Genomic DNA, 21032 nt, shown 5'->3' on the forward strand with positions numbered 1-21032 from the left:
TACATAAAATTATTCGTTATGAGACAATTATTAAAATATGATGAGAAAAAGTACGAAGGGGTAAAAGCGTCAATCATGGAGCATGCCAATTTATTGGTTGAGGCATCTTTAGAAATTGAAAGGTTGGGTCTGCCGTTTATCAAACCTGAGCATTTATTGGACGGTAAATTTGTAAATCGCGTTATCGCATTTCATGAAAAAGATTGGAGAAACAATATTGCCTTTAAAAAGATTCGATTTGAAAAGTACTTAGAGTTTATCGAACTTGATTGTAGTAGTTTGGAAAAGTTGCAAACAAAGTTTGTTCAGGGACAAAATAGAACATTGTCTTTTTATCCCTTCAATCATATTTTCTACTCATATTTCGAGCACAGACCAGAAGGCAAAGACATTCTTTCCGAAGCAGGAAGAAAAGTAACCCATAGAATTTCTGATTTATATTCTTTTAGAAATGGAGAAATCCAAATTCATTTAGATGAGGAATATTTCAAATTGTATGCTACGAAGGCATCACAAATGGAAAAAATAAAAGATGTCGAAATGTTCGTACACGCATCAAAAAAGATTGGTGCAGAATACAGAATTGTAAAATCCGTAATAGGTCATTTTGTAAGAAATCTTAGCTCTGACCTTTCTTCCATCGAAATGAACTATCCTTATATCTTAAGTCGAGTTTAATTTGGTTACCTGTGTTTGTAATCTGTATTGACTATGTTGATGGCGGAGTTGCTTTACAGCGGCTCCGCTTTTTTTAGCGCTTTTCCTGCTGTTTCTTTAAATATACTTGTATAGGTTACCTGTTACAAATATGTGTTAAGCGTATAAAGTATTCGGTGCGCAACGTATTGTAAATTTAATTTTTAAACTACGAAGTAACTTACATTTAAAGTGAAGACGTAATATAGAAATCAGAATTTTAAAGGAATTTAAGCATAAGGATTTATAGCTAAATTGTATTAGTGTTGGTTTTAATCTCTTAAATTTTGTATTGAAAATAAAGATTCTTCTTTTCCCAAATCACCTTCACTAATATTGTCTTTCTCTACTTTATATTCCTTACCTGTTTTTAGCTTCATTATTCTGGCTAGTTCAATTGCCTTTTCTTTAGATTTTTCAGAATAATATATTATACAAGAGTAGCTTTTCATGTACGAGGGCTTATTTTCTTTATAATTATGAGCTTCAATATTCAGAAAACCGTATTTTCTCAAAAACAAATAAATATCTTGTCTTGTTGAATATGGTATTTTGTGAGATTCAAGTTTTACTAAATATTTAGTATTACTTACATCAAAAACTTCTTTTGCCAAGGGATCCGAATATTGTAAAACCAAGGTGTGTTTTTTGTTAAAATTTGACTCATTTATTAATGCACCTTCTTGATATTTAAATCCTATTCCAAAAGTTTTAAAGCGCTTATTAAGCTCTTCTGTTAACTCTATTGCTTTGGATCTTGCTGATTTATCGTAATAAAATATCGTAGGTGTGGAGGCAAATGAACTTGGCTTATCATCTAAGTCAGGGTATCTTGTTAATTGATATTGCGCTCTATTTATAAAGTTGGCAATACTATCTCTCATAGAGATAATGGGATTAAAGGAGTACATTTTAACTTGATAGTTTCGATTTTCATTGTCTCCATTACTACGTCGAGTATCTTCGAATTTCAATTCTATTGACGAGTTTTGAAGTTTTGAATCACTGGTTTCTTCAAAAGGCTTGATATTTAATATGCTAATATGGAAGGAGTCCAATCGGTTCTTTAATAATTCCAAATTCTCTACCTTGACAAAACTTCCATAATACATTGTATTAATGGTAGACCTTCCCTGATCATTTTCGGCAGGTTTAATATTCAACTCATATTTGGGGGCTGCTATAGAATTGATCGCTCTTAAAACATTATTTTTGTCAGCTAATCTTTTATGGTAGATGATGATTGTAGTATCACTAACAATTTTTGACAGAGTACTTAAAGTTTTTTGAATTGAATCGATTGAATTAATTGCTTTTTCATTAGACGTTAAACTCTTTATCAGTCCTAACTCTTGTAACATCCAATTGACCTCTTCGTTTGTATAATTCTTAAAAGTGTTTTCCCTATTTTTATTTGCTTCTAAAATATAATCTTGAAATCTTTTTTCATTTTCAAGTAATAATATTTGTTGTTCAGTGATTTGTTTCTCTACTTTAATTTTCTGAGAATAAATCTGTAGAAATAAAAATGCCAACAGTACTATAAAACTAACCAATACATATATTATAATGGATTTTCTATTTTTGGATTTTAATTCTGAAATTTTGTTTTCGATTTCACTCATAAGGTCATTATTTTAAAAAACTCCTCATTAAAACTTTTAACATCCTCTGAAGTAACAATTGTAATTGCATTTACAAGTCTTTTCCTTTTTAATTTATAGAAATCAATTAGTTCAATTCTTTCTTTATTTTTTGAAATTTCAACGAAAGGTAAAACTCCAAAGACAACTGGAACCACTGTTGAAGCTAATGTTGTTAATAGTCCTTGATCAAAAAAATATAACGTAGTACCTGCGGTTATGGCAATGACAAAAAATAGAATGATTAAAAAGCTATAATTTCTATTACTGTTTATTTTTTGTTTTTTAAAATGGTCGATTTCTTCAATTGAAATCAATTTGTCACAAATGGAATTATTGACAGGATCATTCAAAACGGCATTACCATCTTGATTCTCATTTATATTTTCTAGGAAAATAGGGATTAAACTATCATCTACTGAGATAAGTGAAATTCTATCCAAAGCAATTTTAAAAGATTCTTTAATGGTTTTACCACTAAAAAGTGATCGATAAAATGCTGCGGAAAAATCGATGGCAACGTCATCGGCTATCTCTTTTTTCATTCCAATTAAATTTGGAATTTTATGTTCTAAATCATCAAGGCCGCATAGGCTATGGCATGAATTAAGGAATACGCACTTTACATGTATTAAAAAATTACTTAGGAACTCACAAAATTGTTGAATCGGAATCTCTATTTTGTAACCATCATTGTCTTCTAGAAAAAGGGTGTTATCATCACCTCCATGACCTGAAATATGCAAAATGTTGGGTTTAAGTTCAAGTAAATAATCAAGAAGAAGATCTACAGTTACAGCACCTCGCGATTGAAAATTAAATTTTTCTCTATCCTTACATCTGGAAAGTGCTTCACGAATCCTTTTCTCCTCTGTTTCTAACTTTAATTGAGGAGTATCAATTGGGTTAGCTTTAATAAATAAAATCTCTTCCTTACTATTTGTCATAAGGTTATATTTATTATAATGTTTGAATGTTGTGTATCACGTGTTGAATTTCTAACGTCGATACCGGAAAGAATTAGTTTTTCAGGTGTGTCATCTTCAAACACTTCTATGGCTTCTTTAAAAGTTAACCTTGTAATTTTTTCAATCAAATTAACTCTTACTTGATAAGTTTCCGCATCCTTGAAGTTCATAAACGGCTCATGGTAATTCTTTGTGCTTCGGTAAACCGGTAATATTAGACCCTTTTTAGTGAGCAGGCCTTTCTGACTTGTTAGAAACCCAGTGCGATATAGTTCACCTATTTTTTCATAGTAAATAATTTTCCAAAATAAGTATGGAAGTTTAATAACTCTTCCATTAATATCGGTTACGAAGTCAGGGTCCTCATTTTGTAATACGGGCCCTGAAAACAAGGATATTTTTAAACTATTTTCAATCACCTCAGAATGTAAAATGTAATCTTCTATGCGTCTCCAAACCCCTCTATTTAATCTATCTATTTGAGGAACTGCATTGGTATAATAAAAAGTGGATACTGCCGCTTGTTTTGCTAAAGATATGGTGCTCCCCCATTGTACGTCCTCTCGTTTTGTAAGGTGACCTCTGTCAAAATCGCTTTTGTCCGCAGTGTATAATTCACTTCCGAGTTGCGTTGATTCAGGTATACGACTATCTTTTTTCCAATAATCTTTACCTGAATGAAATAGGTCTTCTCTGGCAATTTTTTTAAATAAACGTCCATCTATATTAGATGCTGTGTAATACGGGAAATATCTAACCGGATTATGTAAAAGACTATAGTTATTATAGTCCAAGTAATAATCTTCTATATTAAAACCATTCTGACTATATATATTGGATATTGAACTACCTATAATTGGCAGTGATACGCAATGGTTACTTATAAAATTTTCAGAGTAAGACATAGAAAAAGTTTTTTTAAAAGCAACTATGAATCTGGGGCTATCATATTTCTATTTGTAAAATCTTTCTCTATTGCATTTAAAATGCTGCTTGCAATTCTTTTCGCAACATAACCCTTGGTTAGTTTGATAGTGTTTCTAATCAACCATTTACCTTTTAAACTGGAATTAATTTCATGAGTTAAAATGGTTTTGATTCTGCTTTTCAATTTTGGTCGAATTTCTTTTAAGTATTCCCTTTTTAATTTGGGAAACTCATCAATCGTGTATTGATAGGGATTTGTATTATTCATTTCCTTATCCTTTATGAAGTTCAAATCGGGAATTATTGGTAAGTAAGATGTCTCTATGCCATCCTCAGTTTTAATTTTTCTTTTAAAAACATCTATCGAATCTTGAGTTATTCCATTAAATATTGGATGGCTCTTTTCAAGCATGAAAAAGGCTCTAAGAAAATTTCGGGCATTATTCCTGCCTAAAAAAAAGTCATGCTTCCTAAACTCAATGTCTAAAAATCCACCAAAACCCCCTAAAGCTGCACAAGATATAGGAGGGTGATTTTTAAGAATTCCATTTTGCTCCCATTTAACAGGAAACACTAATAATCTTATGTAGTCCTTATAAAAGTATCCACTATGTTTAACTCTAACTTGTTCTCTAAAAGTGCTATAGGCTTTTGGTATGACACTCCAAAAGTTTTTTTGAAATAGTGAAGTTGTAAATATGTCTTCCACGGGTTTAGCTTCGTCTTGATTGTAAAAGTTTGGAAAGGGATCGATCATGATTGTTCCGAACATGGGGAATTTAGGATTGTGGGTAGGGCATAATTCCTCTAAAACTTGAACAACTTCAGAATAAGGTTCGTTATTAATTGTGCCACCATCAATTATGGTACAATCAAAATATTTGTGATCTATTTTTATATCAATTTCTGACTTTTGAATATTGTTAATATCCAAATTCCTTAGAATACTGTTTTTGATATATTCTTTAGAAAATTTATTTTCAAAGTGTCTGGGGGTCAAGCCTAATGGGAATGCTCCTGTCGCTTTGGTACATAGTTTTAGAAATTCTTTTGAATCATTATCGTATGGGTCAAAATCTAGGTAAATGTCCTTATCAAGAAATGTATCAAACTTAGTCTTGAAGTGAGCAATTATCATATGATCGCTCATTCTATGTCCAGGAGAAAAAGGAAAATTAGCTGAGGTTATATGATTGAACTTAAATTCGAAAGGAATGCCTCTTAAACTACATAAAGTTAGGATTATTCTTAAGTCCTCCGAGATGTAATTAGGTCTATCCCTTTTTTGTTCTTTTGCGACCAATTCATTAAAGACTTTATCTGCAATTCTATCAATTGGTTTAGAGTTAAGAAACGAAGGTGTTCCATGAGTGCTATTCTCTATATCATCTGTAAATAACATTTTCTCAAAAGTTTTCACTTCAGCATCGTCATCTAATAGAACCCAACTATCATAAAGGATATTACCAGTCATGGTATCAGAAGGTTCTTTGACAGGTGGAAACTTTGAATATGTTGAGAGAGCAGTGATCATACTGACCATTCCACCGGCTGATGCCCCCCCTAAGACATCTATACAAACATTGTGTAGTGGAATTTTATTTTCATAGCTACTTAACTCTGTCTTATCAGCTATTTTTTTTCTGATAATTTTTTTTTGTTCTTCCCACAATTCAAGGGCTTCAATCAAATAGTCCATAAAGCCTGCAGTGTATGCTCCTGCAGATACAGCGCCTGCCATTGTTATACCTAAGTGAAATGTAGATTGACCATTATTCATTTTTCAAGAAAATCTTTATTAAATCAAGATGACCTCCACATAAATGCAATACTTATCCAATTGATAATTGAGATTCATTGCATATTCCTTTTCAAATGTAAAATGGGGGAAATGAGTAAATTAACTTCTTTTCAAGATATAAAAAATAAGAAAAAGATGTTTATTTATGTAGGTTTTGTTATCAAAAAAAGCTTTGCTAATATTTAAATGCCTAAATATTATCACCTTTTTCTAATACTTTCTAGCAATCCAAATAGATATGAATTTCCAGCTTCTTTGAGTAGGTAATCAATAAATGGTCGTAGCAAGACTGCACCAATTCTTTTTTTCAATTGAAAAGCAGATTTGTAAATCCTAAGGTTTGATTTAAACTCTTCTACCGTTGTCGCATGGGTCAAATCATTATCGTCCTCAATGAATTCTTTATAATCATCTTCCCATAAGTCGAAAACATTTTTTCTATAATAGTCTAGATATCTAGATTTAATGTTAAAAACAGTATTCCAACTATCAAACTTATTTTTCTCTGTGGGATTTGCCGGTAGAATTTCAAATTGCCAGTCTTCATCAGTAATACCATCAACAGAAGGTTCATTAATAAAATTAAAAGAGGTGCTTAGTCCATGGTTGGGTTGATAAGGATAAAAAGCAGCAACTCTATTACGAGTTTCAGGAGCGTCTATTAAAATGTTTTTCGTTCCTTTTGCTGGCCTTGAATTACATTTATCGCCGATTGGCATTAGATTGTCAAAATTTACAGAATTCATGGGAAATAAATCTTGACATAGCCAGTGATCCAAAGCAAGTCTGGACTGCCCCTCCAAATTCAAAAAAGCCTCGATTCCACAAAACGGACATATTTGCACTTTGTTAGATTTATTGAATAAATCAATACTCTCTTTTACGGTAGTCCCAACGAAATTGGTATATCCCTGATAATTAAGAGCTGTGTTATACAAATATCGAAAGAGTGTTTTTAAATCATCTTGGATGGACTCATTCAATTCACCTAATTCAATAACATCTATGCCATTTACAATGTTACACAGATCCTCAACTCTATTGTCATGTTGAAAAGCTCTAACAATTAGTTCTCTTTCATTTTGATTGCCGATACCCTTGTATTTATTATAAACAACTTCAAATTGATTGAATAAAGTTGTTGTGTCGAACACTTGTCTTGCCCATTCGGGAAACAGATGATCGCCAAATTCATCTGATGCTTCAATTCTTTCAAAGAATCGAGATGGAATTTCATGAATTCTACCAATATCTGTATTAATCTTCTGAAGGTTCGTCAGCATTGGTTAATTCATAAATTCGTTTATACAAAAATTGTTTTTTACTTGACTCACTAAACTTTTCTGTTGCCTCTGTCAATTCAGATAAGTTTCCATCTTTTATTACTTTCTTTAATTCATTAAGCGATTTGGAGCCTAGAAACTCTGTGTTGAAGAAGTGCTTTAATATATAATTTACGCTGGCTCCATAGGTGTTGAACCCCATTTCTTTAGCTGTTTTCGCTTCCACATAACGGGACTCTCCATTACGTGAAAAGAAAATAACGTTGTTGGGTAAACAATCTGAAATGATAAAGGGAGAATGAGAGGTCAGTAAGACATCTTTCATTATATTATCACTGCCCCCAGCTTCTATACTTTCATTTAGTATGCTGATGAATTTGCTTCTCCAATCTGGATTGAAATGCGTTTCTGGTTCATCTAGTAATATTATCGTTCTTAAATCTTTTAATAACAAGCAAATTCCCATGGTGTGAATAAACTGATGCTCTCCATCTGAAAAATTGCGTAACAATAACTCTTTTGTTTCTGTTCTCTCTTTATTAATGTATTTTTCGATATGGTAATTTTCGAAAAAGAACACTTTATCAGCAGGTCCAGGAATTGGCAATTTGCCATCTGTGTAAAATCCTTCTGAACGATAGACTTCTTCTTTTATGCCTCCTTTGGAATTTGTAATTTCTAAAAATGTATTATTTAATTCATATAGTAACTGAAAAAATTGAAACATATCTAAAGCCGAGGTGAAAATGCTTCGAAATGCTTTTTTCATTTCATCATCAACAAAAAAATCTAGTTTAATAATTGAAGTCTCTTGTTCTTCCGTATCCTGACCAAATCCTTTGTCAGTTGCTTTTTCTTCAAACCAACTTGTCGATAGTTTTTTTAGGTCAATGATTTTTTCATGCATATGATGCAGTACATTGGGATACATAGCACCATCATTATCTAAGGCTATTGATAATACCCTGTCATTTAGATGCATCCTAAAGCTGCGTAACCTCTTTATTTTAAGTTCTCGTAATAGGGGTTCAAGCGTTGTCTCTTTATCTTCAAAAATTAAACAAGACAATAATACTGCTTGACTCATTTCACTATCGACATATACCAAACTGCTTTCCGTTCGTTGAAATTGTACTCCAAATAAACCGTATCTCGCATAAGATTGTGAATACTCGTCAAGATGTATCAACCTGGACTTTATAAAAGGAATGCTTAATATCTCATTCTCCCCAGATGAATAACCAACCACTAATTCAGGTAAAAAGTTCTTACCTTCAGCCGAGTCTTTTTGATCCTCTGGGGCAACAATATCAATATTATTTATCTCTATCTTTTCATTTAATGATGCATTCGTTAATGAATGAAAGGTGTGATACATTACTGGAATACTATCATTTTGCTTTACAATCCTTATAAGATTATAACCTTCTATAGTTTCATTTTCGCTCTTGGGAAAGATTATGTATTCTAATTCAAAAGCATTTGGTCCATTGACGTTTATACAAGGATCAAAAAAGGACTCAAAAGCTCGAGGTTTAAAACGGCTGGCACATAAGTCAAGGTGATAAAAAATGTTTGCCAATGCCTCCAAAACATTAGACTTTCCACTACCATTTAAACCTGCAAAACAAAATGGACGAAAGCCTCGCATATCTTCAATGTTCGAAACATCTCTAAATTGCAGCTCAAAGCCAGCTTTAAGACTTCTAAAATCACTGTTTATTTGTAGCCTTAATAGCTTCATGTCACTTTTAGAGTAGTTTGATTTAATGTTTCATCATAGGTTTGTTCCGCTTTGCCCACTTTTAATAAATGAAATAATGCTTCTTTTGCATTTTCATAAACTTCAAATGACTCAAATGAAAAGTCATCTTCTTCTTTGTCCTGCACATTTTTTATGTTATTATGAATATTAAAACGATCTATTAACTTTTGAATAAGAACCTCATCCCTTTCGATTGTTTCATAATCCTTAGTCTCTAAAAAAGTGTCCAATTGTAAATCTGTATCTACCAATAAATCACCATGAAATGCTCTTTGAAGAATAGATTGAAATAGGTCTTTGGAATCTTGTAAACCATCACTAAACTTCATTCTTAAAACTTGAATAGAATTATAAATATCCTTAAATTTTATTTGAGCTTTTATATCAGGAATAATTATTTCTTGATTTAGAATATCAGGTTTAAGAATTCTAGGAACTGTTGACCCCCTAAAATAATTTGATAATCTTCCTTGCCAGTTTTTATCTAGTAGTTGATATAATAAAAATTCAGGCACAATTAAATTTTCTTTAACTCTTAACGCAATAACCCTTCTTGAAATTTGGAAAACACCTTCTTTTGGATATAAGGCCACTTCACCTACAGGTGCTTCTGTAGTAAATAATAAATCGTTGGGTTCTGTAAATCCTCTTTTCGTCCAAGTCTTATAGTTTTCTTCGGAAATATAATTTTTGACTTTAAAATTTAATTTGCCATTTTTAACATTAGCGGCACTAATAAGTAGAATGCCCGAATCAGATTTAGGTGGCGTTTTACCTCTATAATCTATTATTGTTTTTAATGTAGATCCCAAAGTATTTACATTCCATTTTTTTGAATTAAATACAGGTTCTCCAAACATCTCCAAAAAAGTCGAACGAAGAAGTTCATCTAATTGATCAATGTTTTTTTTGCGTTTATCAATAAGCCCTTTGGATTTATCTAATGTGGCAATAATATTATCCTGTTCTTTTAAATCTTTTGGTGCAGTAAAAGTTATTTCATTTAAGTGTGAGTTTCTTATGTTCAAGATACCTGCCCCAGCTGCCAAATTAGATATTAACCATCTATATTTATAACTCTGAAAATAATACCATAAAAACTTTACTCTTATAACAGAAGATATTGGTCTTAGTACTTTACAAAATGCTCCGAAAGTAAATTCTTGAGGTAAATCAAAACCAGTGGCTTTTCCCACTAAATTTTTACTTCCACTAGAGGCAGCTATAATAATATCGCCTTTTTTTAGTATTTGGTGTTGCTTTACAATACTTTTTGGAATGTAAATGAGATTTTCTGTATTTAACTTGAAGTCATCTTGGATATTATTGGCTCGTAAAAGCGGAATGTAACCACTAAAAGGCTCTTCCCTTACAACGTCTTTTTTATATGATACACCTCTAATCTGTTTAGCTACATTTTCTAATTTGAATTCTTGACTTATCATCCGATTAGATCATTTAATTCTTTCATATCCTCTAAAATCTTTTGTTCTAAATTCATTAACTCATCTAATAGCTTTTTGGGCGGATCATATGTTTGCTGTTCGTATCTAAACTCTTTGTAGCGATTAAAACTTAAATCAAAATCATTGGCTTTGATTTCTTCAAGCGGCACATAAAAATGCTGACCTTCACGTTCTGCCATATTACTTTTTTGTGCTCGATCTCTAAAATTATTAACGGCTACAGGTAAAGGTGCATCTTTTAGTCGTCTTCTATTATCATCCAGAGAATAACCATCACTTCTTAATTCATAGAACCATACTTTTTCGGTATGAAAGTTTTGACTATCATGCTGTGCTTTAGTAAACAGTAACATTGCTGTTTTAACTCCTGTATAAGGCTTAAACACCCCACTCGGCAAAGAAATAACAGCTTCTAACTGGCAATCTTTTAATAACAATTCTCGTAATTGTATGTTGGCTTTGGTAGAACCAAATAATACGCCTTCAGGAATTATTACACCACCTTTACCACCCGTTTGTAGCATTTTAATAATACGATCTAAAAACAATAACTCTGTTGAATTAGTATTAATTCTAAATTGATCGCTTTTATCGTTTTTAGAAATCTTACCTGTAAATGGTGGATTTGCTAATACTACAGAATACTCTCCATCTTTATACTGTTCTTCATATTTTTTGGATAAGGTGTCAGCATTTTCAATATGAGGTACTTTAATTCCATGTAGCATTAGGTTCATTAAACCAATTCGAACCATAGTAGGATCTATATCAAAACCAAAAAATGTATCTGTCCAAAGCTTTTTCCAATATTGTTCATTACTTATTTTATCGCCTTTGCCATTACAAAAGCCATCTTCATCTTCTTTTAATATGTCTTTACTCGTATGCTTAGCTAAAATGTATTGGTAAGCAGATAATAGGAATCCGCTTGTGCCACTTGCAGGATCGCAAATACGATCATTTAAATCTGGATCAATTAGCTCTACCAAAAAACGAATTAAATGCCTTGGAGTTCTAAATTGACCATTTTTACCTGACTCTTTTAGTTCGCTTAGTAAATATTCGTATACATCACCTTGAGTATCTTGAAATTCTTGTCCTCTGTTCCGATCACTTTGAATGAATTCAAAAATTTCATCTATTGAATTAATGGCATCTTCTAATAATGTTGGGCTTGGAATTAAAAACACAGCACTTTCCATGTGTTTAGAAAACTGCGATTGGTCTTCATTAAGTCCTTTGATAAAACTGAAGACCTGCTCCTTTACAAATTCAAATTTTTCTTGAGGTTCTTTTTCCTTGAATTTTGACCATCTTAAATCTTCTTTAGGAATGAAAATAGGTTTGTTTTCTCCATCTTTTTTCCCTGTGTCCCACTCCCCTTTAAAAATAGAGACATAACCTGTTCCTGAGAATTGATGTTTTTCAAGTTCGTCAGAATCCATTTGGTCCAATCGTCTCATAAATAACAAATAAGACATTTGTTCTATGGCTTGAATAGGATTGGACAAACCACGAGACCAGAACATGTCCCACAACTGATTGATTTTGGATTTTAATTCGGATGATAACATTTATGCTACTATTTTTTCTGTTAGTTGTACTACTTTATTTATTTGATCTGGAGGAAACAACCCTAAAATTCCTTTGGGGTGTAATTGAGTAAAAGGCGCACTAACCATGTCTTTTTTAGATACTTGCCCTCTTTCAATAATAAAATTTTTAAGGATGTCTAAAAACTGAATCTGATCATGAGATAGTGTTGTATTTTCTTGGATGAATATGGTGAAAGCATTTGAAACCTCCTCCGAAAATGAAATTAAATTTTCCGCGCCTAAAATATGTTTAATAAACTGCAAAAAAGCTGCCTTTTTATTATTGTAAACCTTCTTAAGTAAGCTTTCTGTAATATATGGATCCTTCTCGGAAAGTAGTTCTACCAATTGCTGGACTTCATCATCGGTTACCAGTTGTCCTGATTTTATTTTTTGTAGTATTAAATTAGTAGAAGTCATTTCTTTAATGGAATTCTCAACCATTTCTTTATATCTTGTAATGCTCATTAATTCATTGTCCGGGCCAAATTCTATATATTCTTTTTTAATTAATTCATCTTTGATATTGATAGATATTTGATTAGTACCAGACGGGCTTTCATTTTGTTTTCGGTACTTCATTAATGGGGAAAGTTTAGTGAGCAACAAGTCGAGTGTTTCTTCATCTAGTTTTTTCCAAAACGCAGCTCTCAACGATTTTGATATTAGGTCTTTTTCTTTGGAAACTATATTTAATGATAAGGGCAATTCTGATATCTGTGCAGTTACCACGTCTTCCATGGCCGCCAGGGCTTCGGCATCATTTTTCAGTATGGCAATAGAAGTTTCTACAATATCTTTTTCAAATCGCATACTTAAAAAATCAACATCACTTAAAGTTCGCATTAAAGGAGCTACTGATTGTTCCAATAATTGTATATTCTGTTCAGTAATATTTAGCCAAAAGGATTCCTCGGAAACTCTATCTAGCAGAGATTTGGCGTCCAAAACCACTACATTTTTGATGGGTAGAGCCTCAATCATGTCCTTAAGTCTCTGTTTCTCCTTAACAATAATCTCTTCAGCAATATTTTCTTGGGCAGATTTTAGCTTTTCTAGCCGCAATCGAAAAAGTCTAACAGGGAGGGCGACTTGTTGTTTTGACTCTTTGCCTTTAGGGTTAAGCTTAAAATAATCGAAGTTGTCCCAACAATCAATAATCAGGAAATTATCTTTTTCCTTGCACCATGGTTTAATTTTAGCAGAATCTAAAACTCTTGTTCCACGACCGATCATTTGCCAGAATTTTGTGTAGGAATAGACTGGTTTGGCAAATACAAGATTAACAATAGTTGGTATGTCAATTCCAGTGTCCAACATATCAACACTTATCGCAATACGTGGCAAATCATTATTCTTGAATTGATCTAAAAGCCCCCCCTTGCCATATACTCTCGAATCATCTGAAACAATCACTTTGGCCAATTCTCCATGGTACTGCGGATAGAGTTGATCAAAAATTTCTTTGATTCTTCTAGCGTGTGCTTTTGTCATACTAAAGAATATTGTTTTACCCGGGAGGACACCATTATGGTCTTTGATGCATTCTTCCATGAATTCTTTTACTATCAATGCATTTGTGCCTTTGTTGGTTACCTGTTTCTCAAGTTGAGATCCTTCGAAATTGAGTTCATCGACTTCAATTCCTTGAGCAATCAATTTTTTTTGCTCCTCCAATGAAATGGTACTTTTGCGAATTCCTTCTTTTTGAAATTTAGTAGTAAGGGTTAGTACTTGAAAATCATTTAGATATTTTGGAATATTATTAGTGGCCTCTTCAAAGGTATAGGCAAATGTTGGCAAACCATCTTCGCAATTAAATAGTTCGAATGTATTGTGATCGATAACATCAGTAGGTGTAGCTGTTAATCCAAGAACTATTGTATTAAAGTAATCCAATATTCCCTGATAGACATTGTATATTGACCTGTGGCTTTCATCTACTACGATTAAATCGAAGAAATGGGGAGAAATATCCGTTTTGTCACCTTCAATAATATTGAGCATGGTCGGATAGGTAGAGACATAGATTCGCCGCTTGGGATCAAAAGAGGTTTCTCCGTCGTTTGGCCAAGTGGAATAGTTTGGAGTATGTTCCTTAAAGGCGTCTCTAGCTTGGTTTCTTAGGGCAATTCTATCCACAAGAAACAATACCCTTGACACCCAGTTGGATCTTATTAATGTGTCTATAAATGCAATGGTAGTTCTTGTTTTACCAGTACCTGTTGCCATTACCAAAAGGAATTTCCTGTTTCTAGCTTCAATACCTTCCATTAATGCCCTTATAGCCTTGATTTGGTATGGTCGGCCAGCAATTAAGGTATTGACAATTTCTTCACCAAGATGTCCTTTTCTCTTTCGTATATGGTTCCATCTTTCTAAATCGCCAAGTGTTGGGAAACCATAAATTTTCCTTGGAGGGTAATTTTCTAAATCCCAGAAGTAGATATCATGCCCATTCGTGTAAAAACAGAAAGGCAGGTCGCAAGCATATTGCTTACTTATATTATAAGCATATTGTTTAGCTTGCTCTTCACCTTTTCGAGCATCTACAGAAGTTTTTTTAGCTTCAACTACTGCGATAGGTTGTTGCCTTCGATCCAAAAGGACGTAATCGCTAAATTGATGACCATAAAAAGGTGAAGGCTCGGAAGTTTCATAGTTGGGAGTTACCTCAATATCAAATTCCTGAATGACTTGGGTGAAATCTGTAACATTCCATCCCGCATCAGCAAGTCGCTTGTCAATTAATTCCTTACGTGTCTGTTTTTCGTTTTTCAATTAAGTGATAAGAATTTACTTAATAAGTCAAAGTTTGATAAAAATAACCAAAAGTTCAACTATGTCATATAGGTTATCTTTTATTGTGGTATAATAATTCTTCTTAAATATAGGGGCAGGTGTATGCGATAAAGAAATGGCATTAAGACTTAATCTTAGATAATTAGGTGAATTCAAAAGATGGTGATAAGAAGCTAGAAAATATGCTTTGAGATAGACTAATGATTGGCTGCAAAGAAAGATGAGCAATACAAATCCAGTACAATTATAAATCAAAAAATCCGTAACTCACTAAAAAATAGATTGTTACGGATTTTTGAAGTGGTACCTCCAGGAATCGAACCAGGGACACACGGATTTTCAGTCCGTTGCTCTACCAACTGAGCTAAGGTACCATGCCCTAAAGCGGGTGCAAATATAATTTCAAAATTAGGATATACAAACAAAAACCCGAAAAAAAGGTGCCGATTTTTTTCAATTCCCGATCTTTGTAATATGAACTTGGTCATCGACATCGGTAATACACTTATCAAATTCGCTGTTTTTGAGAACGGAAGGATTGTTTTTCATCAAACAACGGAATCCGGTTTGTTTTTATCAAAAATCAAGGAACTCTTCGAAAAATATCCGCAGATCAACCAAGCTATTTTATCGTCTGTGGGTAAATTGGACCGAAAAGAGCGGGATGTGGTTGCTCTTTTCTGCAAAGTGCACGTACTTACCAATGCATCCAGAGTCCCATTTAAAAACAGTTATGCCACGCCACAGACCTTAGGGGTGGATAGAGTTGCCCTGGCTGCCGCAGCGTATCACCACAACCCAAGGGGGAATACTTTGGTTATCGATGCGGGCACGTGCATAACGTACGATCTGGTGAACAATATCGGAGAATATGTCGGAGGAGCTATTTCCCCGGGCGTGCAAATGAGGTACAATGCCATGCACAATCAAACGGCCGGACTACCTTTGCTAAAGCCAGATGAGTTTTTGGATATAATCGGGAATTCTACCGAATCCTGCATGCACAGTGGTGTAATCAATGGTGTAGTCCAAGAGGTAGACGGTGTTATCGATCAATATCGATCTCGTTTTCAAGATTTAACAGTTATTTTAACAGGCGGAGACTCCCATTTTTTTGACAAAAGGCTAAAAAACACCATATTTGCGAACTCCAAATTTCTCTTGGAGGGGTTAAATTGCCTACTGGAATACAACACAAACTGAATGATTAAACAAATTTTGATCGCTTTTTTCTGCGTGGTGGCCCATGGTCTGTTCGCACAAAATGGAACAATATCGCCATACTCTTACTTTGGAGTGGGCGACCATCGGAACAACGGGACGGTAGATAACCAAATGATGGGCGGTGTAAGTATGTACGGAGATAGTATCCATATCAATTTGTCCAACCCGGCGGCATACTCCAAGCTAAAATTGACCACATACACGGCAGGTATTTCACATAGGGAATACCGACTAAAAGACTTCAACGAAGAGCAGAATCTATCCGTGACCAATTTAGATTATCTGTCCATTGGTTTTCCCATAGCGGATAAATTGGGAGTCGGATTTGGGATAATGCCCTACTCCTCGATAGGATATAGCCTTAACTCGGTGATGGACAATGCACAAGGTGCCGAAGTGACCAATATTTACGAAGGCGATGGAGGTATAAACCGATTGTACGCGTCTGTCGGGTTTGAACCCATTAAAAATTTAAGTTTGGGGGTAACGGTCAACTATAACTTTGGAAACCTGGAATATCAGAGGATACAAAGTGTGGAAGATGTCCAGTTTGGGACATTGGACAATCGCGAATCCAAAATAAATGGATACGATTTTAAATATGCCTTGAATTACAACCCTACCATTAAGGATAAATACACGCTGTATACTTCGGTTTTGGTCAACACGCAAGGGAATTTAGTGTCTAAAAACACGCAGACCCTGGGGTCTTTTTCGCTTTCCAATGGAAACAATGTTGAGGTGGTCGATGTCGATTTGGATGCTTCCAACCTTAGGAATACCGAATTAAAAATCCCTACTAGGACCACTTTGGGTCTTGGTTTTGGTGAAAATAAGAAATGGTTTTTAGGAGCAGAGTACAGTTTTCAGCAAATGAGCGATTTTGAAAATAGATTTTTAGGACTCGAAAATGTAACCTATTCCGATGCGAACACCTACGCCTTTGGAGGGTATTGGGTGCCGGATTACCGGGCATTATCGGGCTACTTTAAACGCGTAACCTATCGTGCGGGCCTACGTTACGATGTAAGCGGTTTGGTAGTGAACGAAAAAGAAATAAATAATTTTGGCATAACTTTTGGACTTGGTCTACCGCTGGGGTCATCCTTCTCCAATCTTAACCTAGGATTTGAATTGGGAAGACGTGGAACAACCGATGCTAACCTTATAGAGGAAAGTTATTTCAAAGTTAATGTGGGCTTATCATTAAATGATAGATGGTTTCAGCAAAGAAAAATAAATTAAAAGCCCATTTTTTGAAAAATTAATAAATAACCACCCATAGAAAGTCCTATTGAAGGATTTTTTAATGAAAATTTGTACTTTAACAGCTTTAAAATTAGTAAGATGAAAAAGAGACACTACTTAACAATGATAATGGTCACGATGTTGGCGGGATTAAGTATGGCACAAGCACAGAACCCCGAGTGTATGACCAATCTGTCTATTTACGCAGAACACGTAAAGGTGAAAAACTACGATGCAGCTTACGAACCATGGAAAATGGTTTACGAAAGTTGCCCAGATATCAACAAAGCGAATTTCTCCTATGGAGAGCGTATCCTAAAGGCAAAAATAGATAGCTCCACAGGAGCAGAGAAAGATGCCTTTATTCAGGATTTGATGGCGTTGTACGATAACAGCCTAAAATATTTCCCTACCAAGTACAGCAAAGCAGGTGTAGCTATAGACAAAGCACTGTTGATGTACGAGAACAAAATGGCATCGGACGAGCAATTGTTCAACTTGTTGGACAAGGCCTTCCAAGAAGATCAGGCCAATTTCACCAATCCGAGAGCATTGTACCTATACTTCTCAAGTTTAGTGGACTTGCACGGGTCTGGTAAAAAAGACCTTCAGGATGTATTCAATACCTACGATGATGTCACGGGAAAAATTGAAGAAGAAAATAAAAAGTTGACCGATGTGGTAACCAAGCTTCTTCCAAAAGACTCTTTGGGAACATTGACCTCCAAAGAAAAAAGAACCCTTAGGGTAGCCACGGTAAACTCCGAATCATTCGGTAAGGTGGCAAGCAGTGTAGACTCCAAATTAGGTGCTCTTGCAGATTGCGATAACCTAATTCCATTGTACGAGAAAAGCTTTGATGAGAAAAAGGACGACGTAAAATGGGTAAAGCGTGCCGTGGGTAGAATGTTCTCCAAAGAATGTACGGACGACCCAATGTTCAGAAAGTTGTTCGAGGCCCAGTTGGCTTTGGATCCATCAGCAGATGCATATATGTATGGCGGTGTATTAAAACAAAAAGCAGGTGACACAAAAGGTGCTTTGGCCGATTTCAATAAAGCTGTGGAATTGGAAACCGATGCGTACAAAAAATCTGAGATTCTTTACAAGATTGCAACAACCGTTAGAAGGTCTAGTAAATCACAAGCAAGAAGCTACGCACTTAAAGCTACCGAGGCCAACCCGGCAAATGGTAAAGCATATTTGTTGATTGCCAACCTTTACGCGACCAGTGCCAACGATTGTGGTAGCACACCGTTCGAGAAAAGAGCGATGTACTGGAAAGCAGCCGAAATGGCAAGAAAGGCAGGTAGGGTTGATCCCGCATTGAGCGGACGTGCCAACCAAACAGCCGCAAGTTACAGTGCAAAGGCTCCCACCAAAGAAATGATCTTTAGTTCAGGAAAAGCCGGTCAGACCATTACCTTTAGCTGTTGGGTAGGAGGCAGTGTTAAAGTACCTAGTTTATAAGGTGAAACAAACATCCAAACATATTTTAAACAGTTTTGCCACGGTTTTTACCGTGGCAATGCTTTTTATGTCCTGTGGGGACGACTACCGGAGAGTAGGTGAAGAAGCCGTAAAACCATTGTATCCGCAAGGAGTGGCCCATAATTTTACCTTGACCTATACTGAGACCAAAGAGGCCATGGGAACGCAGGATTCTGCACATTCCAAACGGATTGCCGTTTTGTCCAGTCCGTTGTCCGAGGATTTTGATAATCAAAGATTCAAGTTTAAAACCTTTCCCGAAGGACTTCAGGTGGAGTTTTACGACGACGAAAATCAAAAAAGTACAGTGGTTGCGGATTATGGAATCCAATATTCACAAACTAATTTGATAGATTTGCAAGGAAATGTGGTCATAGAGACCCACGACGGAAAAAAACTGGAAACCGACCAGTTATTTTTCGACCAAAAGAACAATTGGATATTTACAGAATCCACTTTTAAGTACACAAATCCCGAAGATGGAACCGTAATGGATGGTGAAGGGATGGATTTTAATAAGGATTTTACTTTTTTTAAGGCCCACAAAACATTTGGGCTAATGACGATTAAAGAAGAAGAATAAGATGATCAAAATTTTAAGATATACTGAATACCTTTATTTGGCCGTAGCGGTGATTTCTATTTATAAGATCGCAGCACTTTGGAGCATTAATCCAAAGGAGACCTATATCTTTATCTTCTTCGCGGTAGTATCTGTGGCAATGTTCCTCTTTAGAAGAAGGTATCGAAAACGATTTGAACAGCGCAATTCGGATAATAAAAAGTAGCATTGGACCCCTCCGTCATCATTATCGTACTTTCCCTGCTGTTTTCGGCATTTTTTTCTGGAATGGAAATAGCCTTCATTTCAGCCAATAGGATTCATATTGAAATAGAGAAAAAGCAAGAAGGCTTTTTGGCCAAGGTGCTTACCTTGCTAACGGACAAGCCTTCAAAGTTTATAGCCACCATGCTTATTGGAAACAATATCGCCTTGGTGATCTATGGTCTGTTTATGGGTGACCTGTTAATGGAATGGTTCCAAGGTTTGTTGCCTACCAATTATCAGTTTCTAAATGTTTTGTTGACGGATTTTAGCCTGCTATCGCAAACGGTGATCTCTACGTTGGTGATACTCCTCACCGCCGAGTTTATGCCCAAAGTATTTTTTCAGATCTATGCAAACGCATTATTAAAGGCCTTGGCCGTACCTGCTTATTTTTTCTACCTGCTTTTTTCCATTATATCTTGGTTTGTCATTAAAGTATCCGACTTTATACTTAGGGTTTTCTTTAAAACCGATGGAGATGATATGCAACTCTCTTTTACCAAACTGGAATTGGGGGACTACATAACCGAGCAAATGGAGACCGTGGAAGAAGAGGACGATGTGGATTCCGAGATTCAGATTTTTCAGAATGCACTGGAGTTTTCAACCGTAAAGGCAAGAGAGGTCATGGTTCCCAGGACCGAGATCGTAGCAGTGGAGCAGAGCGAGACTCCTAAGAATTTGGCCAAGCTCTTTTCGGAAACGGGGTATTCAAAAATCTTGATTTTTAAAGAAAGTATAGATGAGATAATTGGCTATGTCCATTCCTATGAGCTATTTAAAAAACCCAAGACCATAAAAAGTATTCTCCTACCGGTGGAATTTGTTCCAGAGACCATGTTGATACAGGATATTCTTAACGTACTTACTAAAAAACGTAAAAGTATGGCCGTGGTTTTGGACGAATACGGTGGCACATCCGGTATTCTTACAGTAGAGGATATTATAGAAGAGTTGTTTGGCGAAATCGAGGATGAACACGATTCCACCGACCTACACGAAGAAAAAATAAGTGAGAACGAGTTTAAGTTTTCTGCCCGTATGGAGGTGGATTACATTAACGAAAACTATAAATTGGAGCTTCCCGAGGGTGAAGAGTACGAAACATTGGGCGGATTGATCGTAAACCATACAGGCGAGATTCCCGAAAAGGATACAGAAGTAACCGTGGATAATTTCACCTTTAAAATATTGGAGGTATCCAATACCAAAATTGATTTGGTAAGTGTGGTGGTTCAGACTGAAGATTAATATATTCCACCCTTTTTTTAGCTTTCCTATTTGAAAAGAAAGT

At 34.9% G+C, this 21032-nt stretch carries 16 protein-coding genes and 1 tRNA gene; 7 read left to right on the forward strand and 10 right to left on the reverse strand.

From position 1 onward, the window contains the following. Positions 1-18: 18 nt before the first annotated feature. Positions 19-678: a hypothetical protein gene (locus ACXAFK_RS03740; RefSeq protein WP_474956851.1), complete on the forward strand. Its 660-nt coding sequence runs from the start codon at positions 19-21 to the stop codon at positions 676-678. A 290-nt stretch (positions 679-968) separates the two neighbouring features. Here the strand turns inward: ACXAFK_RS03740 and ACXAFK_RS03745 are convergent, their stop codons facing one another. From ACXAFK_RS03745 to ACXAFK_RS03790, 10 genes are all read right to left on the reverse strand, one after another. Continuing rightward, entirely contained in the window at positions 969-2321 is a 1353-nt protein-coding gene (locus ACXAFK_RS03745; RefSeq protein WP_474956852.1) for a hypothetical protein, read from the reverse strand. Then, positions 2318-3286 (reverse strand): CHAT domain-containing protein, encoded by a 969-nt coding sequence (locus tag ACXAFK_RS03750; protein WP_474956853.1) that lies wholly within the window; start codon positions 3284-3286, stop codon positions 2318-2320. The genes ACXAFK_RS03745 and ACXAFK_RS03750 overlap by 4 nt, the downstream gene beginning before the upstream one ends. Further along, positions 3283-4212, reverse strand: coding sequence for a DNA/RNA non-specific endonuclease (locus ACXAFK_RS03755; RefSeq protein WP_474956854.1), 930 nt, complete (start codon positions 4210-4212; stop codon positions 3283-3285). The genes ACXAFK_RS03750 and ACXAFK_RS03755 overlap by 4 nt, the downstream gene beginning before the upstream one ends. Before the next feature lie 23 nt (positions 4213-4235). Continuing rightward, positions 4236-5975, reverse strand: a complete 1740-nt coding sequence (locus ACXAFK_RS03760; protein WP_474956855.1) for a patatin-like phospholipase family protein — start codon at positions 5973-5975, stop codon at positions 4236-4238. Between the two features lie 260 nt (positions 5976-6235). After that, entirely contained in the window at positions 6236-7318 is a 1083-nt protein-coding gene (locus ACXAFK_RS03765; protein WP_474956856.1) for a hypothetical protein, read from the reverse strand. Next, positions 7293-9062 (reverse strand): restriction system-associated AAA family ATPase, encoded by a 1770-nt coding sequence (locus ACXAFK_RS03770; protein WP_474956857.1) that lies wholly within the window; start codon positions 9060-9062, stop codon positions 7293-7295. Before ACXAFK_RS03770 ends, ACXAFK_RS03765 begins: the two co-directional genes overlap by 26 nt. Beyond that, on the reverse strand, positions 9059-10528 hold the full coding sequence (locus ACXAFK_RS03775) for a restriction endonuclease subunit S (RefSeq protein ID WP_474956858.1): 1470 nt from the start codon (positions 10526-10528) through the stop codon (positions 9059-9061). Before ACXAFK_RS03775 ends, ACXAFK_RS03770 begins: the two co-directional genes overlap by 4 nt. Continuing rightward, on the reverse strand, positions 10525-12123 hold the full coding sequence (locus tag ACXAFK_RS03780) for a class I SAM-dependent DNA methyltransferase (RefSeq protein WP_474956859.1): 1599 nt from the start codon (positions 12121-12123) through the stop codon (positions 10525-10527). The genes ACXAFK_RS03775 and ACXAFK_RS03780 overlap by 4 nt, the downstream gene beginning before the upstream one ends. Then, entirely contained in the window at positions 12124-14925 is a 2802-nt protein-coding gene (locus tag ACXAFK_RS03785; RefSeq protein WP_474956860.1) for a type I restriction endonuclease subunit R, read from the reverse strand. Positions 14926-15247: 322 nt separating this feature from the next. Then, a tRNA-Phe gene (locus tag ACXAFK_RS03790) sits at positions 15248-15320 on the reverse strand. 100 nt (positions 15321-15420) lie between these two features. On the opposite strand from ACXAFK_RS03790, the gene ACXAFK_RS03795 reads away from it, so the two are divergent. The 6 genes from ACXAFK_RS03795 to ACXAFK_RS03820 all read left to right on the forward strand — a co-directional run bounded on the left by ACXAFK_RS03795 (position 15421) and on the right by ACXAFK_RS03820 (position 20989). Beyond that, on the forward strand, positions 15421-16149 hold the full coding sequence (locus ACXAFK_RS03795) for a type III pantothenate kinase (protein WP_474956861.1): 729 nt from the start codon (positions 15421-15423) through the stop codon (positions 16147-16149). Beyond that, positions 16150-17415 (forward strand): BamG family beta-barrel-assembly machinery protein, encoded by a 1266-nt coding sequence (gene bamG / locus ACXAFK_RS03800; RefSeq protein WP_474956862.1) that lies wholly within the window; start codon positions 16150-16152, stop codon positions 17413-17415. It begins immediately after the preceding gene. Between the two features lie 102 nt (positions 17416-17517). Continuing rightward, positions 17518-18888, forward strand: coding sequence for a tetratricopeptide repeat protein (locus tag ACXAFK_RS03805; RefSeq protein ID WP_252080683.1), 1371 nt, complete (start codon positions 17518-17520; stop codon positions 18886-18888). Between the two features lies 1 nt (position 18889). Continuing rightward, a complete protein-coding gene (lptC, locus tag ACXAFK_RS03810; protein WP_252080682.1) occupies positions 18890-19492 on the forward strand; it encodes an LPS export ABC transporter periplasmic protein LptC in 603 nt (200 codons plus the stop codon). A gap of 1 nt (position 19493) precedes the next feature. Then, on the forward strand, positions 19494-19697 hold the full coding sequence (locus ACXAFK_RS03815) for a hypothetical protein (RefSeq protein ID WP_474956863.1): 204 nt from the start codon (positions 19494-19496) through the stop codon (positions 19695-19697). A gap of 2 nt (positions 19698-19699) precedes the next feature. Further along, a complete protein-coding gene (locus tag ACXAFK_RS03820; protein WP_293298988.1) occupies positions 19700-20989 on the forward strand; it encodes a hemolysin family protein in 1290 nt (429 codons plus the stop codon). The last annotated feature ends 43 nt before the right edge of the window (positions 20990-21032 follow it).

The organism is Flagellimonas sp. ABD4_174 (assembly GCF_056160185.1).

Coding starts and splice junctions, on each gene's coding strand:
- ACXAFK_RS03740 (WP_474956851.1), top strand. CDS start 19: ATGAGACAATTATTAAAATATGATGAGAAAAAGTACGAAGGGGTAAAA.
- ACXAFK_RS03745 (WP_474956852.1), bottom strand. CDS start 2,321: ATGAGTGAAATCGAAAACAAAATTTCAGAATTAAAATCCAAAAATAGA.
- ACXAFK_RS03750 (WP_474956853.1), bottom strand. CDS start 3,286: ATGACAAATAGTAAGGAAGAGATTTTATTTATTAAAGCTAACCCAATT.
- ACXAFK_RS03755 (WP_474956854.1), bottom strand. CDS start 4,212: ATGTCTTACTCTGAAAATTTTATAAGTAACCATTGCGTATCACTGCCA.
- ACXAFK_RS03760 (WP_474956855.1), bottom strand. CDS start 5,975: ATGGCAGGCGCTGTATCTGCAGGAGCATACACTGCAGGCTTTATGGAC.
- ACXAFK_RS03765 (WP_474956856.1), bottom strand. CDS start 7,318: ATGCTGACGAACCTTCAGAAGATTAATACAGATATTGGTAGAATTCAT.
- ACXAFK_RS03770 (WP_474956857.1), bottom strand. CDS start 9,062: ATGAAGCTATTAAGGCTACAAATAAACAGTGATTTTAGAAGTCTTAAA.
- ACXAFK_RS03775 (WP_474956858.1), bottom strand. CDS start 10,528: ATGATAAGTCAAGAATTCAAATTAGAAAATGTAGCTAAACAGATTAGA.
- ACXAFK_RS03780 (WP_474956859.1), bottom strand. CDS start 12,123: ATGTTATCATCCGAATTAAAATCCAAAATCAATCAGTTGTGGGACATG.
- ACXAFK_RS03795 (WP_474956861.1), top strand. CDS start 15,421: ATGAACTTGGTCATCGACATCGGTAATACACTTATCAAATTCGCTGTT.
- bamG (WP_474956862.1), top strand. CDS start 16,150: ATGATTAAACAAATTTTGATCGCTTTTTTCTGCGTGGTGGCCCATGGT.
- ACXAFK_RS03805 (WP_252080683.1), top strand. CDS start 17,518: ATGAAAAAGAGACACTACTTAACAATGATAATGGTCACGATGTTGGCG.
- ACXAFK_RS03815 (WP_474956863.1), top strand. CDS start 19,494: ATGATCAAAATTTTAAGATATACTGAATACCTTTATTTGGCCGTAGCG.